Origin of the sequence: Achromobacter xylosoxidans (genome assembly GCF_014490035.1) — a bacterium.
GTDB classification, from domain to species: Bacteria; Pseudomonadota; Gammaproteobacteria; order Burkholderiales; family Burkholderiaceae_B; genus Achromobacter; species Achromobacter bronchisepticus_A.
Genome location: NZ_CP061008.1, coordinates 2,331,308 through 2,344,669 on the forward strand (window position 1 = coordinate 2,331,308; position 13,362 = coordinate 2,344,669).

At 68.1% G+C, this 13,362-nt stretch carries 12 protein-coding genes; 8 read left to right on the forward strand and 4 right to left on the reverse strand.

What is annotated here, in order from left to right; genetic code table 11:
* Positions 1-9 precede the first annotated feature (9 nt).
* Entirely contained in the window at positions 10-1,638 is a 1,629-nt protein-coding gene (locus IAG39_RS31575) for an FxLYD domain-containing protein (RefSeq protein WP_223283364.1), read from the reverse strand.
* 284 nt (positions 1,639-1,922) lie between these two features.
* On the opposite strand from IAG39_RS31575, the gene IAG39_RS10955 reads away from it, so the two are divergent.
* Positions 1,923-2,687, forward strand: coding sequence for a sulfite exporter TauE/SafE family protein (locus tag IAG39_RS10955; protein WP_059372315.1), 765 nt, complete (start codon positions 1,923-1,925; stop codon positions 2,685-2,687).
* 30 nt (positions 2,688-2,717) lie between these two features.
* Here the strand turns inward: IAG39_RS10955 and IAG39_RS10960 are convergent, their stop codons facing one another.
* Both IAG39_RS10960 and IAG39_RS10965 read right to left on the reverse strand, forming a co-directional pair.
* Entirely contained in the window at positions 2,718-3,158 is a 441-nt protein-coding gene (locus tag IAG39_RS10960; RefSeq protein ID WP_059372318.1) for a CBS domain-containing protein, read from the reverse strand.
* Positions 3,159-3,239: 81 nt separating this feature from the next.
* Positions 3,240-4,145 carry a LysR family transcriptional regulator gene (locus tag IAG39_RS10965; protein WP_059372321.1) on the reverse strand — a complete coding sequence of 302 codons (906 nt, stop codon included), beginning with the start codon at positions 4,143-4,145 and terminating at the stop codon, positions 3,240-3,242.
* A 155-nt stretch (positions 4,146-4,300) separates the two neighbouring features.
* Between IAG39_RS10965 and bktB the strand changes: the two genes are divergently transcribed.
* Complete coding sequence (bktB, locus tag IAG39_RS10970) at positions 4,301-5,482, forward strand: beta-ketothiolase BktB (protein ID WP_054452951.1); 1,182 nt, start codon at positions 4,301-4,303, stop codon at positions 5,480-5,482.
* Between the two features lie 62 nt (positions 5,483-5,544).
* Here the strand turns inward: bktB and IAG39_RS10975 are convergent, their stop codons facing one another.
* Positions 5,545-6,315 (reverse strand): IclR family transcriptional regulator, encoded by a 771-nt coding sequence (locus tag IAG39_RS10975; protein ID WP_059372324.1) that lies wholly within the window; start codon positions 6,313-6,315, stop codon positions 5,545-5,547.
* A gap of 112 nt (positions 6,316-6,427) precedes the next feature.
* On the opposite strand from IAG39_RS10975, the gene IAG39_RS10980 reads away from it, so the two are divergent.
* From IAG39_RS10980 to IAG39_RS11005, 6 genes are read left to right on the forward strand one after another with little or no spacing between them, the layout of a single operon-like run.
* Complete coding sequence (locus tag IAG39_RS10980) at positions 6,428-7,231, forward strand: enoyl-CoA hydratase (RefSeq protein WP_118932534.1); 804 nt, start codon at positions 6,428-6,430, stop codon at positions 7,229-7,231.
* On the forward strand, positions 7,228-9,318 hold the full coding sequence (locus IAG39_RS10985; RefSeq protein WP_118932533.1) for an acetate--CoA ligase family protein: 2,091 nt from the start codon (positions 7,228-7,230) through the stop codon (positions 9,316-9,318). Before IAG39_RS10980 ends, IAG39_RS10985 begins: the two co-directional genes overlap by 4 nt.
* A 29-nt stretch (positions 9,319-9,347) precedes the next feature.
* Complete coding sequence (locus IAG39_RS10990) at positions 9,348-10,316, forward strand: Bug family tripartite tricarboxylate transporter substrate binding protein (RefSeq protein ID WP_059372333.1); 969 nt, start codon at positions 9,348-9,350, stop codon at positions 10,314-10,316.
* 4 nt (positions 10,317-10,320) lie between these two features.
* Entirely contained in the window at positions 10,321-11,508 is a 1,188-nt protein-coding gene (locus tag IAG39_RS10995) for an acyl-CoA dehydrogenase family protein (RefSeq protein ID WP_118932532.1), read from the forward strand.
* Positions 11,509-11,513: 5 nt separating this feature from the next.
* Positions 11,514-12,545, forward strand: a complete 1,032-nt coding sequence (locus IAG39_RS11000) for an acyl-CoA dehydrogenase family protein (protein WP_118932531.1) — start codon at positions 11,514-11,516, stop codon at positions 12,543-12,545.
* 33 nt (positions 12,546-12,578) lie between these two features.
* A complete protein-coding gene (locus IAG39_RS11005) occupies positions 12,579-13,349 on the forward strand; it encodes a hypothetical protein (protein WP_059372341.1) in 771 nt (256 codons plus the stop codon).
* The last annotated feature ends 13 nt before the right edge of the window (positions 13,350-13,362 follow it).

Below are 13,362 nucleotides of genomic sequence, written 5' to 3' on the forward strand. Positions count from 1 at the left end.
CAGAGCGGCCTAGCGCGGCCCGGCGTCGTACACCACGCCCACCCGGGCGAAATTGCCGCCGTACTGCTTGACGTCGACCTGGAACGGCGCGCTTTCCTCCGGCTTGAGCCTGGGCAGCCGCAATTCCTGGAAAACCGCGCCGGTCAGCTTGTCCTGGGCGTCGTACAGGCTGATCCAGACCTTGACGTTCTCGACCTCGGCCTGGCTGTCGTTGCGCACGCGGCCGTGCACGGTCACGTACTTGTAGCGGAAGCGGTAGCTGAAGTTCAGGGTGCCGGTGCCGACCTGGGCCTCGGTATTCTCGACCGTGATCGCCAGCTTGGGGCGGGGGCCGGGCAGCGCGGCGCGCTTGGCGGGCAGCCAGTCGGTCTTGACCTCGGTGTAGCGGTCGACGCGGCCGGTCAGCGCCACCGGCACGCGTTCGCCGGGGTACAGGCGCGCCGGCAGGTTCCAGGCCTGGCGCAGGTCCAGCCGGTTGGAACCATCGAACACCGCGATATTGGCCTTGGGCGACAGGGCGACGAACTGGTCGCTGGTGTTGACCAGTTCGGCATACAGGACCGGACGCTCGATCTCGTCGAGCAGGCGGCGCGGCGCGGACAGCTTGAGCGCGCTGGCGTCGAACAGGGCGAAGTCCGGATCCAGCAGCTCCTCGGTGGTCAGGCGCACGTGTTCGATGATTCGAGCGTCGGCCGGGCTGACGCGCACGATGCGGCTGGGGAGCGCTTCCTCCTTGGACGCGCCTGGCGAGGTGGCGTGGCTTTCGCTTTGCACCATGTAATCGTAGGAGGCGACCCGGCCCTCGGCCAGCATCTCGCAGCGCACGTCGAAGGAGGTCAGCGCGTTTGGCGCCAGCGGGCTGGCGGCGCCGTAGCCATTGCCGGTGCCGATCAGCTTGCCATCCTCGCCGTACAGCATCACCGTGATCTGGCTGCTGTTGGCGGCGTTGGCGCCGTTGTTCTTCAAGAGACCGACCAGGCGATATGTGCCGTCGTTGCGCACCAGCTGTATCTTGCTGGCGGCCACGTCGTTGTTCCTGTCCCGCGCCAACGTCGGCTGCGAGACCTGCAGCGTATAGCGGCTATAGGCCTGGCTGGGGGTGGAGATGATGACGGGCGTGTACTCGCCCGGCTGCAGCGAACGCGCCGGCGCCGAGCCGGAGTTCGACGGCAGCGACAGGTCGCCCTGGAAGAATGAGGCCGTGACGCGCGGCACGTCGATCTTCTTGCCGGTCTCGTTGCGCATGATCATGACCAGCTGCGTGCGGTCGCGGACCCGGATCTCCTGCACGTCCGTCAGCTTGACCAGCGACGCGTCGATGGGAGGCGGCGCCGGCGGTTGCCGCGTGATGGTCGGCTTGGAACCGAGCATGGAGGCGACCAGCGGGACCACGAACACGGCGGCGACGGCGACCGCGATCGCCGCGATGGCGCGCGGACCGAGCTGCGGCTTGGGAGCCGGCTGCTGCATCCCGCGCAGGATCTTCTCCAGCCGCTGGGCGACGTTGTCTTCGACCAGCGTGACCGCGTGGCAATGGCTGCAGCGGTATTCGTTGGTGTCCAGCTTGGTGAATTGGGCGCTGCCGCAGGTCGAGCAGGTCAGCGTCACCGTGTTGATCGTGGTCTGTTTGGGCGTCATTCTCGCAGCCGAGCGCGCCGTATCCAGACGGCGCGGCGGATGGCGCGGCGGGAGCAAGGCGCAAGGGATTTACAGGGCGGCAAGGATAGCGGCAGGGCGCGCCGGGCATGGTGCACGAGCGCATCCAGTTGTGACAAAGTGTGTGGCCGAGCGTCCCGGTGCTATGATCGCCGGCGGAAAAAACCGATCCGAAACCCCTAACGCTGTTCCCCGTCGATCCGCTCCCGCGCCGCGCAACGCGCCGCCCCGGGCAGAGCCGAGGCAGGTCAGGCTCTCCCATTAGCATGAGCATTTCCCAATATTTGCTGTTTCTCGCCTGCGTGGCGCTCGCCACCTATGCGCAGACCATGACGGGCTTCGCCTTCGGGCTGGTGCTGTTGGGCCTGTCGGGCGTGTTCCAGCTGGCTTCCGTGTCCGAAGTGGCCAACGTGGTCAGCGTGCTGTCGCTGGTGAACGCGGCCGTGACGCTGGCGCGCGCCAAGCCGCAGGTGAACTGGTCGCTGATGCGGCCCGCGATGGCCAGCAGCCTGGTCGGCGTGGGGGCGGGGGTGGCCGCGTTGGCCTGGATCAGCGGCTCCATGGGCGTGCTGCTGCAATTGCTGTTGGGCTGCACCATCCTGGGCTGCGCGGTGCTGCTGATCGCCCGCGCGCAGCCGCTGTCGCATGTGTCCTCGCGCGGTTCGTTCGTGTTCTTCGGCGCGATTTCGGGCGTGCTCGGCGGACTGTTTTCCAGCGCGGGGCCGCCCATGGTCTATCACCTGTACCGCCAGCCCCTGCCGCTGGCCGCCATCCGCAACAGCCTGCTGATTCTGTTTTCGCTCAATGCGATCGTGCGCCTGGCGCTCGTGACCGGGCAGGGGGCCTTCATGGCCTCGTCGTTCTGGTTGAGCCTGCTGGCCTTGCCGATTGTGATCGGCGTCACCTGGGTGGCGCGCCGCTACAGCACGGCCGGCTCGATGAAGACCGTCAAGCGCATGGTGTTCGTGCTGTTGCTGGCGGCCGGCATGGGCTTGATCGTGCCGGCTTTCAAGGCGCTCGCGGCGGGCTAGCCGCGAGTCCGTCGCATGGACCGCGCGGCGTCAGCCGCGTTCGCCGGTGATGTAGCGTTCGAGCTCGTGGATGATGAACTTCTGTTCGCTCATCACGTCCTTGACCAGGTCGCCGATGGAAAGCAGGCCGACCAGCTTGCCGTCCTCGATGACAGGCAGATGACGGAAGTGGCGCTCCGTCATCATTGCCATGCAGTGTTCGCGCGTGTCCGCGCGGCTGACGTAATAGACGGAATCGGTCATGATGTCGCGCACTTTCGTGGTGCGCGAGGAGCGGTCCTGCAGCACGATCTTGCGGGCGTAGTCGCGCTCGGTCAGCATGCCCAGCACCGCGTCGCCCTGGACCACCACCACGGCGCCGATGCTGCGTTCCGCCATGATTTTGACGGCTTCGAAAACCGACGCGTCGGGCGAAACCGTCACGACGGAATGATTGGCTTTTTCCCTGAGTATCTCAGCAACTGTCTTCACGATGCGCTCCCGGATCGCTGGTGAGGATAAAACCCATGCTCCATCCTAAGCCTGGCGGCCGTGTTGCCGCAAGCGGCGCGCTTATTTCGCGTTCTTGTCCCGGAACGCCTGGCTGGCCATTTCGCGCAGGTTGCGCGTGGCGCTGCGTTCGGTCGCGGGGTTCCATGCCATCGAAATGCCGATCGTTGCATCCGCGGGAAAATCGGCCAGCGTCTTGTAGACGACGTTGGTGCCGGGCAGGCGCCGCCCGCCCGCGGGCACCAGGGCCACGCCCAGGCCGCTTTCCACCAGGCTGAGCAGCGTCTGTACCTGCACCGCTTCCTGCGTGATGCGGGGCGTGAAGCCGCGCAGCTGGCAGGCGTTGATGGCGGCCATGCGCAGGCCGGCAGCCTCGGTGGCGGTGTACATGATGAAGGCTTCGTCGGCCAGATCCGCCAGGCGGATGCGGCCGCGCCGCGCCAGCGGATGCGTCTTGGGCACGGCCAGCGCGAAGTTCTCGGTCGTCAGCGGCGCGAGCCGCACGTTCGATCCCATCGCCACCGGCACGCGCACGATGCCGATCTCCAGCGTGTCTTCTTCGAGTTCCTGCATGATGCGTATGGAAGTGGCTTCGCGCAGCACCACGGTGACGCCGGGATAGCGTTGCCGGTACTGCGGCAGAATGCGCGGCAGCACGCCGTGCGTGGCCGACCCCACGAAACCGATGCGCACGGTGCCGCCTTCGCCCGCGGCGCCGGCGCGCGCCGCCTGCCGGAACTGCTCGGCGTGGAACAGGGCGCGGCGCGCCTCGTCCAGCGCGGCCAGGCCCGCCTCGGTGAGTTTCACGCCCTGGCGGCCGCGCAGGAACAGCGGCACGCCCACCATCTCTTCGAGCTTGCGTATCGAGACGGACAGGGGCGGCTGCGACATGTGCAGTTTTTCGGCCGCGCGGTGGAAATTCAGCGTTTCGGCCAGGACCAGGAACTGCTGCAGATGACGGAAATCCATGGGGGCGCTCCGGATGGCGTTGGGCATGGATGATATGAAGTTCGTATCAATGGGGGTATTGGTGCTATCCCTTCGGTATCGGGCGTTCAGGCCGCGCATGCACCGGGCACAAGATGGCGGCGGTATGATGGAACGCATTACAAGGAGGAAACACCATGAATGAAGTCATCGTCGCTTCCGCAGTCCGTACCGCCATCGGCGATTTCGGGGGCGCGCTGAAAGACGTGCCGCCCTGCGACCTGGGCGCCACCGTCATCAAGGCCGCGCTGGAACGCGCCGCCGTCAAGGGCGACGAGGTCGGCCACGTCGCCGTGGGTCACGTCATCAACACCGAGCCGCGCGACATGTACCTGTCGCGCGTGGCGGCCATGAACGCCGGCATCGCCAAGGAAACCCCCGCTTTCAACGTCAACCGCCTTTGCGGTTCGGGCCTGCAAGCCATCGTGTCCGCCGCGCAGACCATCATGCTGGGTGACGCCGAAATCGCCATCGGCGCAGGCGCTGAAAGCATGAGCCGCGCACCCTACATCGCGCCGGCGCAGCGCTGGGGCGCGCGCATGGGCGACAGCGTCATGCTGGACATGATGACCGGCGCGCTGTCGGATCCGTTCGGCCGCATGCACATGGGCGTCACCGCCGAGAACGTGGCGGCCAAGTTCGGCATCAGCCGCCAGGACCAGGACGCCGTGGCGGCGGAATCGCATCGCCGCGCCGCGGCCGCCATCGACGCGGGCTACTTCCGCGACCAGATCGTGCCGGTGGTGATGAAGTCGCGCAAGGGCGAAGTGGTGTTCGACACTGACGAACACGTGCGCCGCGACGTCACGGCAGAAAACCTCGCCGGCTTGAAGCCGGTGTTCCAGAAGGAAAACGGCACGGTCACGGCGGGCAACGCCTCGGGCCTGAACGACGGCGCGGGCGCCGTGGTGCTGATGAACGCCTCGGTCGCGGCCAAGCGCGGCGTCAAGCCGCTGGCGCGCCTGGTGGCCTACGCCCACGCGGGCGTGGACCCCAACATCATGGGCATCGGTCCGGTGCCGGCCACGCAGGCCGCGCTCAAGCGCGCCGGCCTGACGGTGGACCAGCTGGACGTGATCGAAGCCAACGAAGCGTTCGCGGCGCAAGCCTGCGCCGTGTCGCGCGAGCTGAAGCTGGATCCGGCCAAGGTGAATCCCAATGGCAGCGGCATCGGCCTGGGCCACCCCATCGGCGCCACCGGCGCGATCATCACCGTCAAGGCGCTGCACGAACTGCAGCGCGTGGGCGGGCGCTATGCGCTGGTCACCATGTGCATCGGCGGCGGCCAGGGCATTGCCGCCATCTTCGAACGGATCTGAAGCGGCAGGGGCGCCTTGGGGCGCCCAGCCGCTAGTCAGCCCCCTCGCTGCGCGAGGGGGCTTTATTTTTCCAGGTAATCCTGGGCCCACGCCTGGCACTCGGCGCGCAGCAGCGCGCCCATCTGCGCCCGCCGCGGCGCGTCCAGCCGGCTGCTGATCGCGCCGAAGCTGAATGCCACCCAGGTCAGTTCCGACACCCGGAATGCCACGCCCACGCCCGACACGCCGGGCGTGATGGTGTCCACGATTTCCGAATAGCCCGCTGCGCGCGCCTGCCTGACCGATTTCATCAAGCCGGCGCTGGATGCGCCGATCTGCGCGTAGGCGGCGGAGTGCCGCGCGTACAGCGCGGCGATTTCCTCGTCGGACAGGGCGGCCATCAGCGCCAGGCCGCCCGCGCCCACGCCCAAAAGACGCCGCTCCCCCTGGTCGATGGTGAATACCTTGACGGGGAATGAGCCAGCCTCGCGCAGCAGGCACAGGGCGTAGTCGCCCTGGCGTATCACCAGGAATACCGTGTCGCCCGACAGGCGCGCGAGCTTTTGCGCGAACGGACGCAACGCGTCCAGGAGCGGCGTGCGCCGCAGCGCCGCGAATCCCAATTGCATGGAATCCACGCCCAGGCGGTAGCGCCGGGTCTTGGCGTCGCGCTCGGCGAATTGTTCTTCCAGCAGGCAACTGAGCAGGCGGTGCGCGGTGGAGCGTTCCAGCCCGGCCTCGGCCATGACGCCCTGCAGGTCTATGCCGTCTTCCTGGTGCTGCGCCAGTACGCGCAGCAGGCCCAGGGCGCGCCGCATGCTCTGGGTACCGCCTGTAGAACCGCTGTTGTTCATAATATGGGAAATAGTGATCGAATATTTTGTATTTTAGGATTCAAGGTGCGTTAATTCAATCCAGTCGACCGCGCCGCCTCTCAAGGCGCGGCAGAACAAGGATGAGGAGACCATGGAATACGCCACCCTGGCCGTCGAGCGGCACGACTCGGTATGCCGCATCAGCCTGGCGCGCGAATCCGCGCGCAATGCCCAAAGCCAGCAAATGCTGGACGAGCTGGATGACGCGTTGACGCGCGCCGAACAGGACGACTCGGTGCGGGTCGTGGTGCTGGCCGGCCGCGGCGCGCACTTTTCCGCGGGCCATGACCTGAAGGAAGCCCAGGCCAAGCGCGCCGATTTCACGGTGGAGGAGCGCTGGGATTACGAGTCGCGCCGCTACTACGGTTATTGCATGCGCATCTGGGACTTTCCCAAGCCGACGGTGGCGCAAGTGCAGGGCGCCTGCGTGGCGGGCGGTTTCATGATTGCGAACATGTGCGATCTGGTGGTGTGTTCCGACACGGCGTACTTTTCCGATCCCGTTGGTCACACGTTGGCGGCCGCCGCCACCGAGGTCTTGATCCATCCCTGGGTCATGGGGCTGCGCAAGGCGAAGGAAATGCTCTACACCGGCGAAAAGGTGGATGCGCAGGAAGCGCTGCGCATCGGCATGGTGAACCGCGTGGTGCCCGAGTCCGAGCTGGACGCCGCGACCCTGGCGCTGGCGCAGCGCATCGCCCAGGCGCCGCCTTTCGGCCTGCGCCTTATCAAGCGCTCGTTGAACCGTACCGCGGACGCGCAGGGTTTCCGCACCGCCCTGTCGGCGCATTTCGATACGCACCAGCTGTCGCACATGAGCGAAGAGTTCCAGGCCGTGCGCGACCGCGGCTTGGCCCAGGCCATCCAGCGCAACAAGAAGGGTGAAGCCGCATGACCCTCTCTCTGGACCCTTTGCTCAACCCGCGCTCGATCGCGATGATCGGCGCCAGCGCCGACGCCGGACGCATCGGCGGCATGCCGCTGGACCTGCTGACGCGCTTCGGCTACGCGGGCGGCATCTATCCCGTGAATCCCAAGTACCAGGAAGTGTTCGGCCGCCGCTGCTGGCCGGACATCGAGTCCCTGCCCGAGCCCGTGGACCTGGCGGTGCTGGCCATCGCGGCGGCGGACGTCACGCCCATGCTGCGCCGTTGCCACGCAAGGGGCGTGCGCGCCGCCATCGTCTACGCGGCGGGATTTGCCGAAGCGGGCGGCGAGGGCGCGCGCCTGCAGGACGAGCTGGAGGCATTCGTGGCGGAAAGCGGCATGGCCGTGGCCGGTCCGAACTGCATGGGCTTCGCCAATCTGAACATGCAGGCCTACACGGCGTTCGCCTCGGTCTTCAAGACCGCGCCGGCGCAGACGGGGCCGGGCAAGGTCAGCCTGCTGACGCAGAGCGGCAACGTGTGCGCGGCGGTGTACGCGATCGCGCGCCGGCTGGACCTGCCGTTCTCGCATTTCATCAATACCGGCAACGAAGCCTGCCTGGATTTCTCGCAGTACCTGGAATACCTGGCGGCGGATCCGCAGACGGAAATCGTGCTGGGCTACATCGAGCAGCTGCGCGACGGCGACCGCTTCAAGCGCGCCTGCCGCGAGCTGGAGCGCCAGGGCAAGCTGCTGATTGCGCTGAAGGCCGGCACCACGGACAAGGGCGCGCAGGCGGTGCAGTCGCATACCTCGGCGCTGGCCGGGGACCGGCGCGTGTACGGGGCGGCCTTCCGCCAATTGAATGTGATCGAGGCCACCGATTTCGCGCAGATGGCGCATCTGGCCAGCCTGGCCACGCTGCGTCACCGCTCGGCGGGCAAGCGCGTCGCGGTGCTGACCATGTCGGGCGCGCTGGGCGCCATCCTGGCGGACAAGTTCATCGGCGCGGGGCTGGAGCTGCCCGATCTGCCGCCGGAACTGCAGGCGGTATTGCGCGGCGGGATTCCCGATTACGGCATGGTCGGCAATCCGGTGGACGTGACCGGCAACGTGGTCAATGATCCCGCGTTCGTGCACACCGTGCTGGAAGCGCTGGCCACCACCGACGCGATCGACGCCGTCGTCGTCTATGCGCCCGGCTACATGCTGGACCGCATGGCCGACGCGCTGACGGACGTGTCGCGCCGGCACCAGCGCCTGTTTGTCGCCATCGACACCGGCCTGGCCCAGAGCCGCGCAGCCTTGCGCGATGCCGAGGTGGCCGTGTTCGAGGACTTGGGTCTCGCCGTCGCGGCCCTGGCGCCTTACCTGCTGTGGTGCGAGGCGCGCGGCGTCAAGCGCATCGCGGCGGCGCCCCAACTGGACGCGCCAGCGGTGCCGGCCCTGCCCGGCAATGAAGCGGATGCGCGCGGATACGTGGCTGCTTTCGGACTGCCGCAAGCGCGGGTCAACGTGGCCGCGAACGCGGATGACGCCGTGGCGCAGGCGCGGGCGGCCGGATATCCGGTGGCCTTGAAGGTACTGAGCGCCGACATCGCGCACAAGACCGAGGCGGGCGGCGTGGCGCTGAACCTGGCCGACGACGACGCGGTGCGCCGCGCGTACGGCGAGGTGACGCGGGCGGCGGCCGCGGCGCAGCCGGGCGCGCGCATCGACGGCGTGATGGTGCAGAAGATGGAACGCGGCGTGGCCGAGATCATCGTCGGCGCCACGCGCGATCCCGTCTTCGGCCCGGTGCTGACCGTGGGGCTGGGCGGCGTGCTGACCGAGCTGTACCAGGACACCAGCCACCGCCTGTTGCCGGTGGACGAGGACATTGCGCTGCAAATGCTGCGGGAACTCAAGGCCTACGCGTTGTTGGACGGTTATCGCGGCAAGCCCCGGGCCGATGTGGCGGCCGCGTGCCGCAGCATCGTGGCCGTGGGCAATGCCTTGCTTGCCGCGCCCGCGCATGTGGCGGAAATCGAAGTCAATCCATTGCTGATCAAAGAGGCGGGACAGGGCGTTGCAGTACTGGACGCGCTGATCCTGCCCGCAACCCGTAGCGCCTAGCGCGCAATCCATCCCAGGAGGAGACAAGCATGATGAAGAGACTATTGGCCGGCGTCGCGCTGGCTTGCATCGGCGTCACGGGTCCGGCCATGGCCCAGGACAGCTATCCCAACCGCCCAATACGCATCGTGGTGCCGTTCTCGCCAGGCGGCGCGACCGACATCATGAGCCGCCTGCTGGCGGAAAAGCTCAGCGGCAAGCTGGGCCAGCCGGTAATCGTGGAAAACAAGCCGGGCGGCGGCACCATGATCGCGTCCGACTACGTCTCGCGCGCCGAGCCCGACGGCTATACCTTGCTGATGGCGGCGTCGTCGCTGGGCATCGCGCCCAGCATCTACGCCAAGGTGAACTACGACCCGATCAAGGACTTCGCGCCCATCAGCCAGGTGGCCTCGGTGGTGCACGTGCTGGAAGTCCATCCCTCGGTGCCGGCCAAGAACGTGGGCGAGCTGATCGCCTACCTGAAGGCGAATCCGGGCAAGGTCAGCTACGGCTCGGTCGGAACGGGCAGTTCGACCCATCTGGAGGCCGAACTCTTCAACAGCATGGCGGGCGTGCAGATGACGCATATCCCGTACAAGGGCAGCGCTCCGGCGCTCAACGATCTGGTGGCGGGCCGCCTGCAGGTCATGTTCGACGCCTGGGCCTCGTCCGGGCCCTTTGTGAAGGACGGCAAGCTGCGCGTGCTGGCCGTGACCACCGCCCAGCCCTCGGCCTCGGTGCCGGACCTGCCGACCGTCGCGGCTTCGGGCCTGCCGGGCTATTCGGCCATGCCCTGGCTGGGCCTGGTGGCGCCGGCGCGCACGCCGCAGCCGGTGGTGGACAAGATCTACAGCAACCTGGCGCAGATCCTGCAACAGCCCGACGTCAAGGCGCAGTTCACGGGCCTGGGGCTGGACATCATCGGCAGCGACCCCAAGACCTTCGCCGCTTTCATCCGCCAGGACGTGACCACCTGGGCCAAGGTCGCGCGCGATTCGAACATCCGCCTGGAGTAATGGCATGACGCAGTTGGAAAACGCCGCGCGGGAAGACGAGGCGTTCCGCCTGGGCCTGCGCGGCTGGCTGGCAGCGGCCTACGCCGGTTTCGTCAAGGACTGGCCGGGCGGGGCCGAGCCGCGCAGCCTCGATTTCCGGCGGGCATGGGAAGACACCCTGTGCGCCAACGGCTGGTCCGGTTTGGGCTGGCCCAAGGAGCACGGGGGGCGCGCCCTGCCGCTGTCGCGGCAGGCGGTGTTCCACGAAGAGCACGCGCGCTGCGGCGCGCCGCTGGGCGTGAACCTGATCGGGCACGGCATCCTGGCGCCGACCCTGCTGCATTTCGGCACCGAGGCGCAGAAGCGCCGCTTTCTGCCCGGCATCCTGTCGAACCGCGAGGTCTGGTGCCAGGGTTATTCGGAACCGGGCGCAGGTTCCGACCTGGCGGCGGTGCGTACGCGGGCGGAGGCTGCGCCGGGCGGCTATCGCTTGAACGGCCACAAGATCTGGACCTCGTTCGCCGACCGTGCGCAGTGGTGCTTCGTGCTGGCGCGCACCGATGCGCAGGCGCCCAAGCACAAGGGACTGAGCTTCCTGCTGGTCGACATGCGCAGCGCGGGCGTGCGGGTCGAGCCCATCCGGCAGATCACGGGCGAGGCCGAATTCTGCGAGGTGTTCTTCGAGGATGTGTTCGTGCCTGAAGACTGCCTCTTGGGCGCGCCGAACCAGGGCTGGAAGATCGCCATGGCCGCGGCCAGCTTCGAGCGCGGCACCTACTTCATCCCGCGGCTGGTGCGCTTCGCGCAGGAACTGCGCCAGGTGCGCGAACTGGCGTTGCGCGCCGATGCCTACGGCCACGTGCCGGCGTCTTCGGCCGCGGTGCGCCATCAGTGGGCGCGGCTTGCGGCCGACAGCCACGTGCTGGCGCTGAAGTCGCAGCGCGCGCTGGCGGGCGCGATGCGCGGCGATCCGCCGGGGCCGGAGGGGTCGTCCACCAAGATCCATTGGAGCGAGGCGCATCAGCGGCTGCTGGAACTGTCGCTGCAACTGCTGGGCGAGGATGCCTGCCTGGCGGACGACGCGAGCGACGCGCATGCCGCCGAACTGACGCACGCCTACCTGTGGTCGCGCGCCGAAACCATATTGGCCGGCACCTCCGAAATCCAGCGCAATATCATTGCCGAGCAGATGCTCGGCCTGCCCAAGGCTTGAACCTCATGGATCTGCATCCGACCGAAGACCAGCGCATGCTGGATGACGCGGCCCGGCGTTTTCTGGCCGACCGCCATCCGCCAGCCGCGGCCCGCGCCGCGGCCGGCAAACCCTATGAAGCGCGTCTGGCGCAATGGCGCGAAATCGCCGCCCAGGGCTGGCCGGCGCTGTTGGCGCCGGCCGGGCAGGACGGGCTGGGGCTGGGCATGCGCGAAGCCTGGATCGTGGCCGAAGCCGCCGGGCGGCACCTGTTGAGCCTGCCGCTGGCGGCCAACATGGCGGTGCTGCCGACCCTGTGCGCGGCGGGGCCGGCCGCGCAATGGGCCTTCCCCGTGATGACGGGCGATACCTACTTTGCCGACGCCGCCGTCCGCCCCGATGGATCGGTCTTCATCGAAGGCGCGGGTGAGGGCGTGCGCGCCCTGGCCGTGCGGCGCTTGAACGCCACCGCCCTGCGCCTGGAGGCGCTGGCGCCCGCGTCCGGCGAGGCGCGGCTGGATCCCACCATGCCAGTGGCGCGCGTGGCCCGCCCGCAAGTGCTGGACAGCGTCGACCTGGAGGTCGAGGCGGGAACCTGGGAGCGGCTGCGCACCCGCCTGCGACTGTTGCGTTCGGCCGAACTGCTGGGCGCGGCCTCGGCCGCGCTGGACATGGCGGCGGCCCATGCGCGCGAACGCCGCCAATTCGACCGCGCCATCGGCGCCAACCAGGCGATCAAGCATCGGCTGGCGGAAGACTGGATGGCCCTGGACGACGCCAGGCTGGCGGGAGTGGCGGCGGTCGCGGCGCATGACGCGGGCGCCGCCTCGGCGGAACGTGACAGCCTGTTCGCGCCATTGCTTGCGGTGGAGGCGGGCAGGCGCGCGGCGCAGAACGCCATCCAGGTCCATGGCGCGTTGGGCGTCACCTGGGAGTGCGACGCGCACCTCTACCTGAAGCGGGTGCTGCGTCTGGCGGCCAGCCTGCAAGCCGAAACGTCCCGGGCGGAACTGCTGGAACGCATCTGGGAGAGCGGGGACGGCCGGCTGGCCGCCTGACGCAGAGGCGGCGTCCGACCTACAATCGCCGCCATGCACAAATCGAACTTTCCTTCCGAGCTGGACCAGCCGACCCTGTCCGAGGTGGACGGCGTCCGCTATCTGCACTTCAACACCGTCTGGGTCCAGGGCGCCATGCGCATCAAGAACCCGTCGGAGCTGGTGCTTGAATACACCGCCCAGATGATGGCCTGGCTGCTGTTCCTGGAGCCGCCCAAGGACGAAGCCATCGGCATGCTCGGGCTGGGCGCCGGCTCGCTGGCGCGTTATTGCGTGAAGCACACGCGCAGCCCCTTGCTGGCGGTGGAATGGAATCCGCGCGTGACGGCGGCTTGCCATATGTTCTTCCGCCTGCCCGGCGCGAACCGCCTCGAAGTCGAACACGCCGACGCCGGCGCCTGGGTGGCCGATCCGCTCAACGCGGGGCGCTGCCCGGTGTTGATGGTGGACTTGTACGACGCCATGGCCGAGGGGCCGGTGCGCGACAGCGTCAAGTTTTACCGCGACTGCCGCCGCGTGCTGGGCGAGGTCGGCGTGCTGGCCGTGAACCTGTTCGGCCGCCACGAGAGCTTCGGCAAGAACATCGACAACCTGTCCAAGGCCTTCGACGACCGCATCGTGCTGCTGCCCGAGGTCGAGGCGGGCAACCAGATCGTGCTGGCGTTCTCCGGCCCGCGCCTGGAAGTCACTCCCGCCGAGTTGCTGGCGCGGGCCGAGGTGGTCGAGGCCAAATACGGCTTGCCGGCGCGCCGCTGGGCCCGTTCGCTGACCCGCCACGCGGTCGACGGGGTGCTGCACTTCTGACGTCCCTCTCAAT

What these genes read in the sequence shown, in the direction of transcription:
- IAG39_RS31575 (WP_223283364.1), bottom strand. Translation starts at nt 1,638, where the DNA reads ATGACGCCCAAACAGACCACGATCAACACGGTGACGCTGACCTGCTCG.
- IAG39_RS10955 (WP_059372315.1), top strand. Translation starts at nt 1,923, where the DNA reads ATGAGCATTTCCCAATATTTGCTGTTTCTCGCCTGCGTGGCGCTCGCC.
- IAG39_RS10965 (WP_059372321.1), bottom strand. Translation starts at nt 4,145, where the DNA reads ATGGATTTCCGTCATCTGCAGCAGTTCCTGGTCCTGGCCGAAACGCTG.
- bktB (WP_054452951.1), top strand. Translation starts at nt 4,301, where the DNA reads ATGAATGAAGTCATCGTCGCTTCCGCAGTCCGTACCGCCATCGGCGAT.
- IAG39_RS10975 (WP_059372324.1), bottom strand. Translation starts at nt 6,315, where the DNA reads ATGAACAACAGCGGTTCTACAGGCGGTACCCAGAGCATGCGGCGCGCC.
- IAG39_RS10980 (WP_118932534.1), top strand. Translation starts at nt 6,428, where the DNA reads ATGGAATACGCCACCCTGGCCGTCGAGCGGCACGACTCGGTATGCCGC.
- IAG39_RS10985 (WP_118932533.1), top strand. Translation starts at nt 7,228, where the DNA reads ATGACCCTCTCTCTGGACCCTTTGCTCAACCCGCGCTCGATCGCGATG.
- IAG39_RS10990 (WP_059372333.1), top strand. Translation starts at nt 9,348, where the DNA reads ATGATGAAGAGACTATTGGCCGGCGTCGCGCTGGCTTGCATCGGCGTC.
- IAG39_RS10995 (WP_118932532.1), top strand. Translation starts at nt 10,321, where the DNA reads ATGACGCAGTTGGAAAACGCCGCGCGGGAAGACGAGGCGTTCCGCCTG.
- IAG39_RS11000 (WP_118932531.1), top strand. Translation starts at nt 11,514, where the DNA reads ATGGATCTGCATCCGACCGAAGACCAGCGCATGCTGGATGACGCGGCC.
- IAG39_RS11005 (WP_059372341.1), top strand. Translation starts at nt 12,579, where the DNA reads ATGCACAAATCGAACTTTCCTTCCGAGCTGGACCAGCCGACCCTGTCC.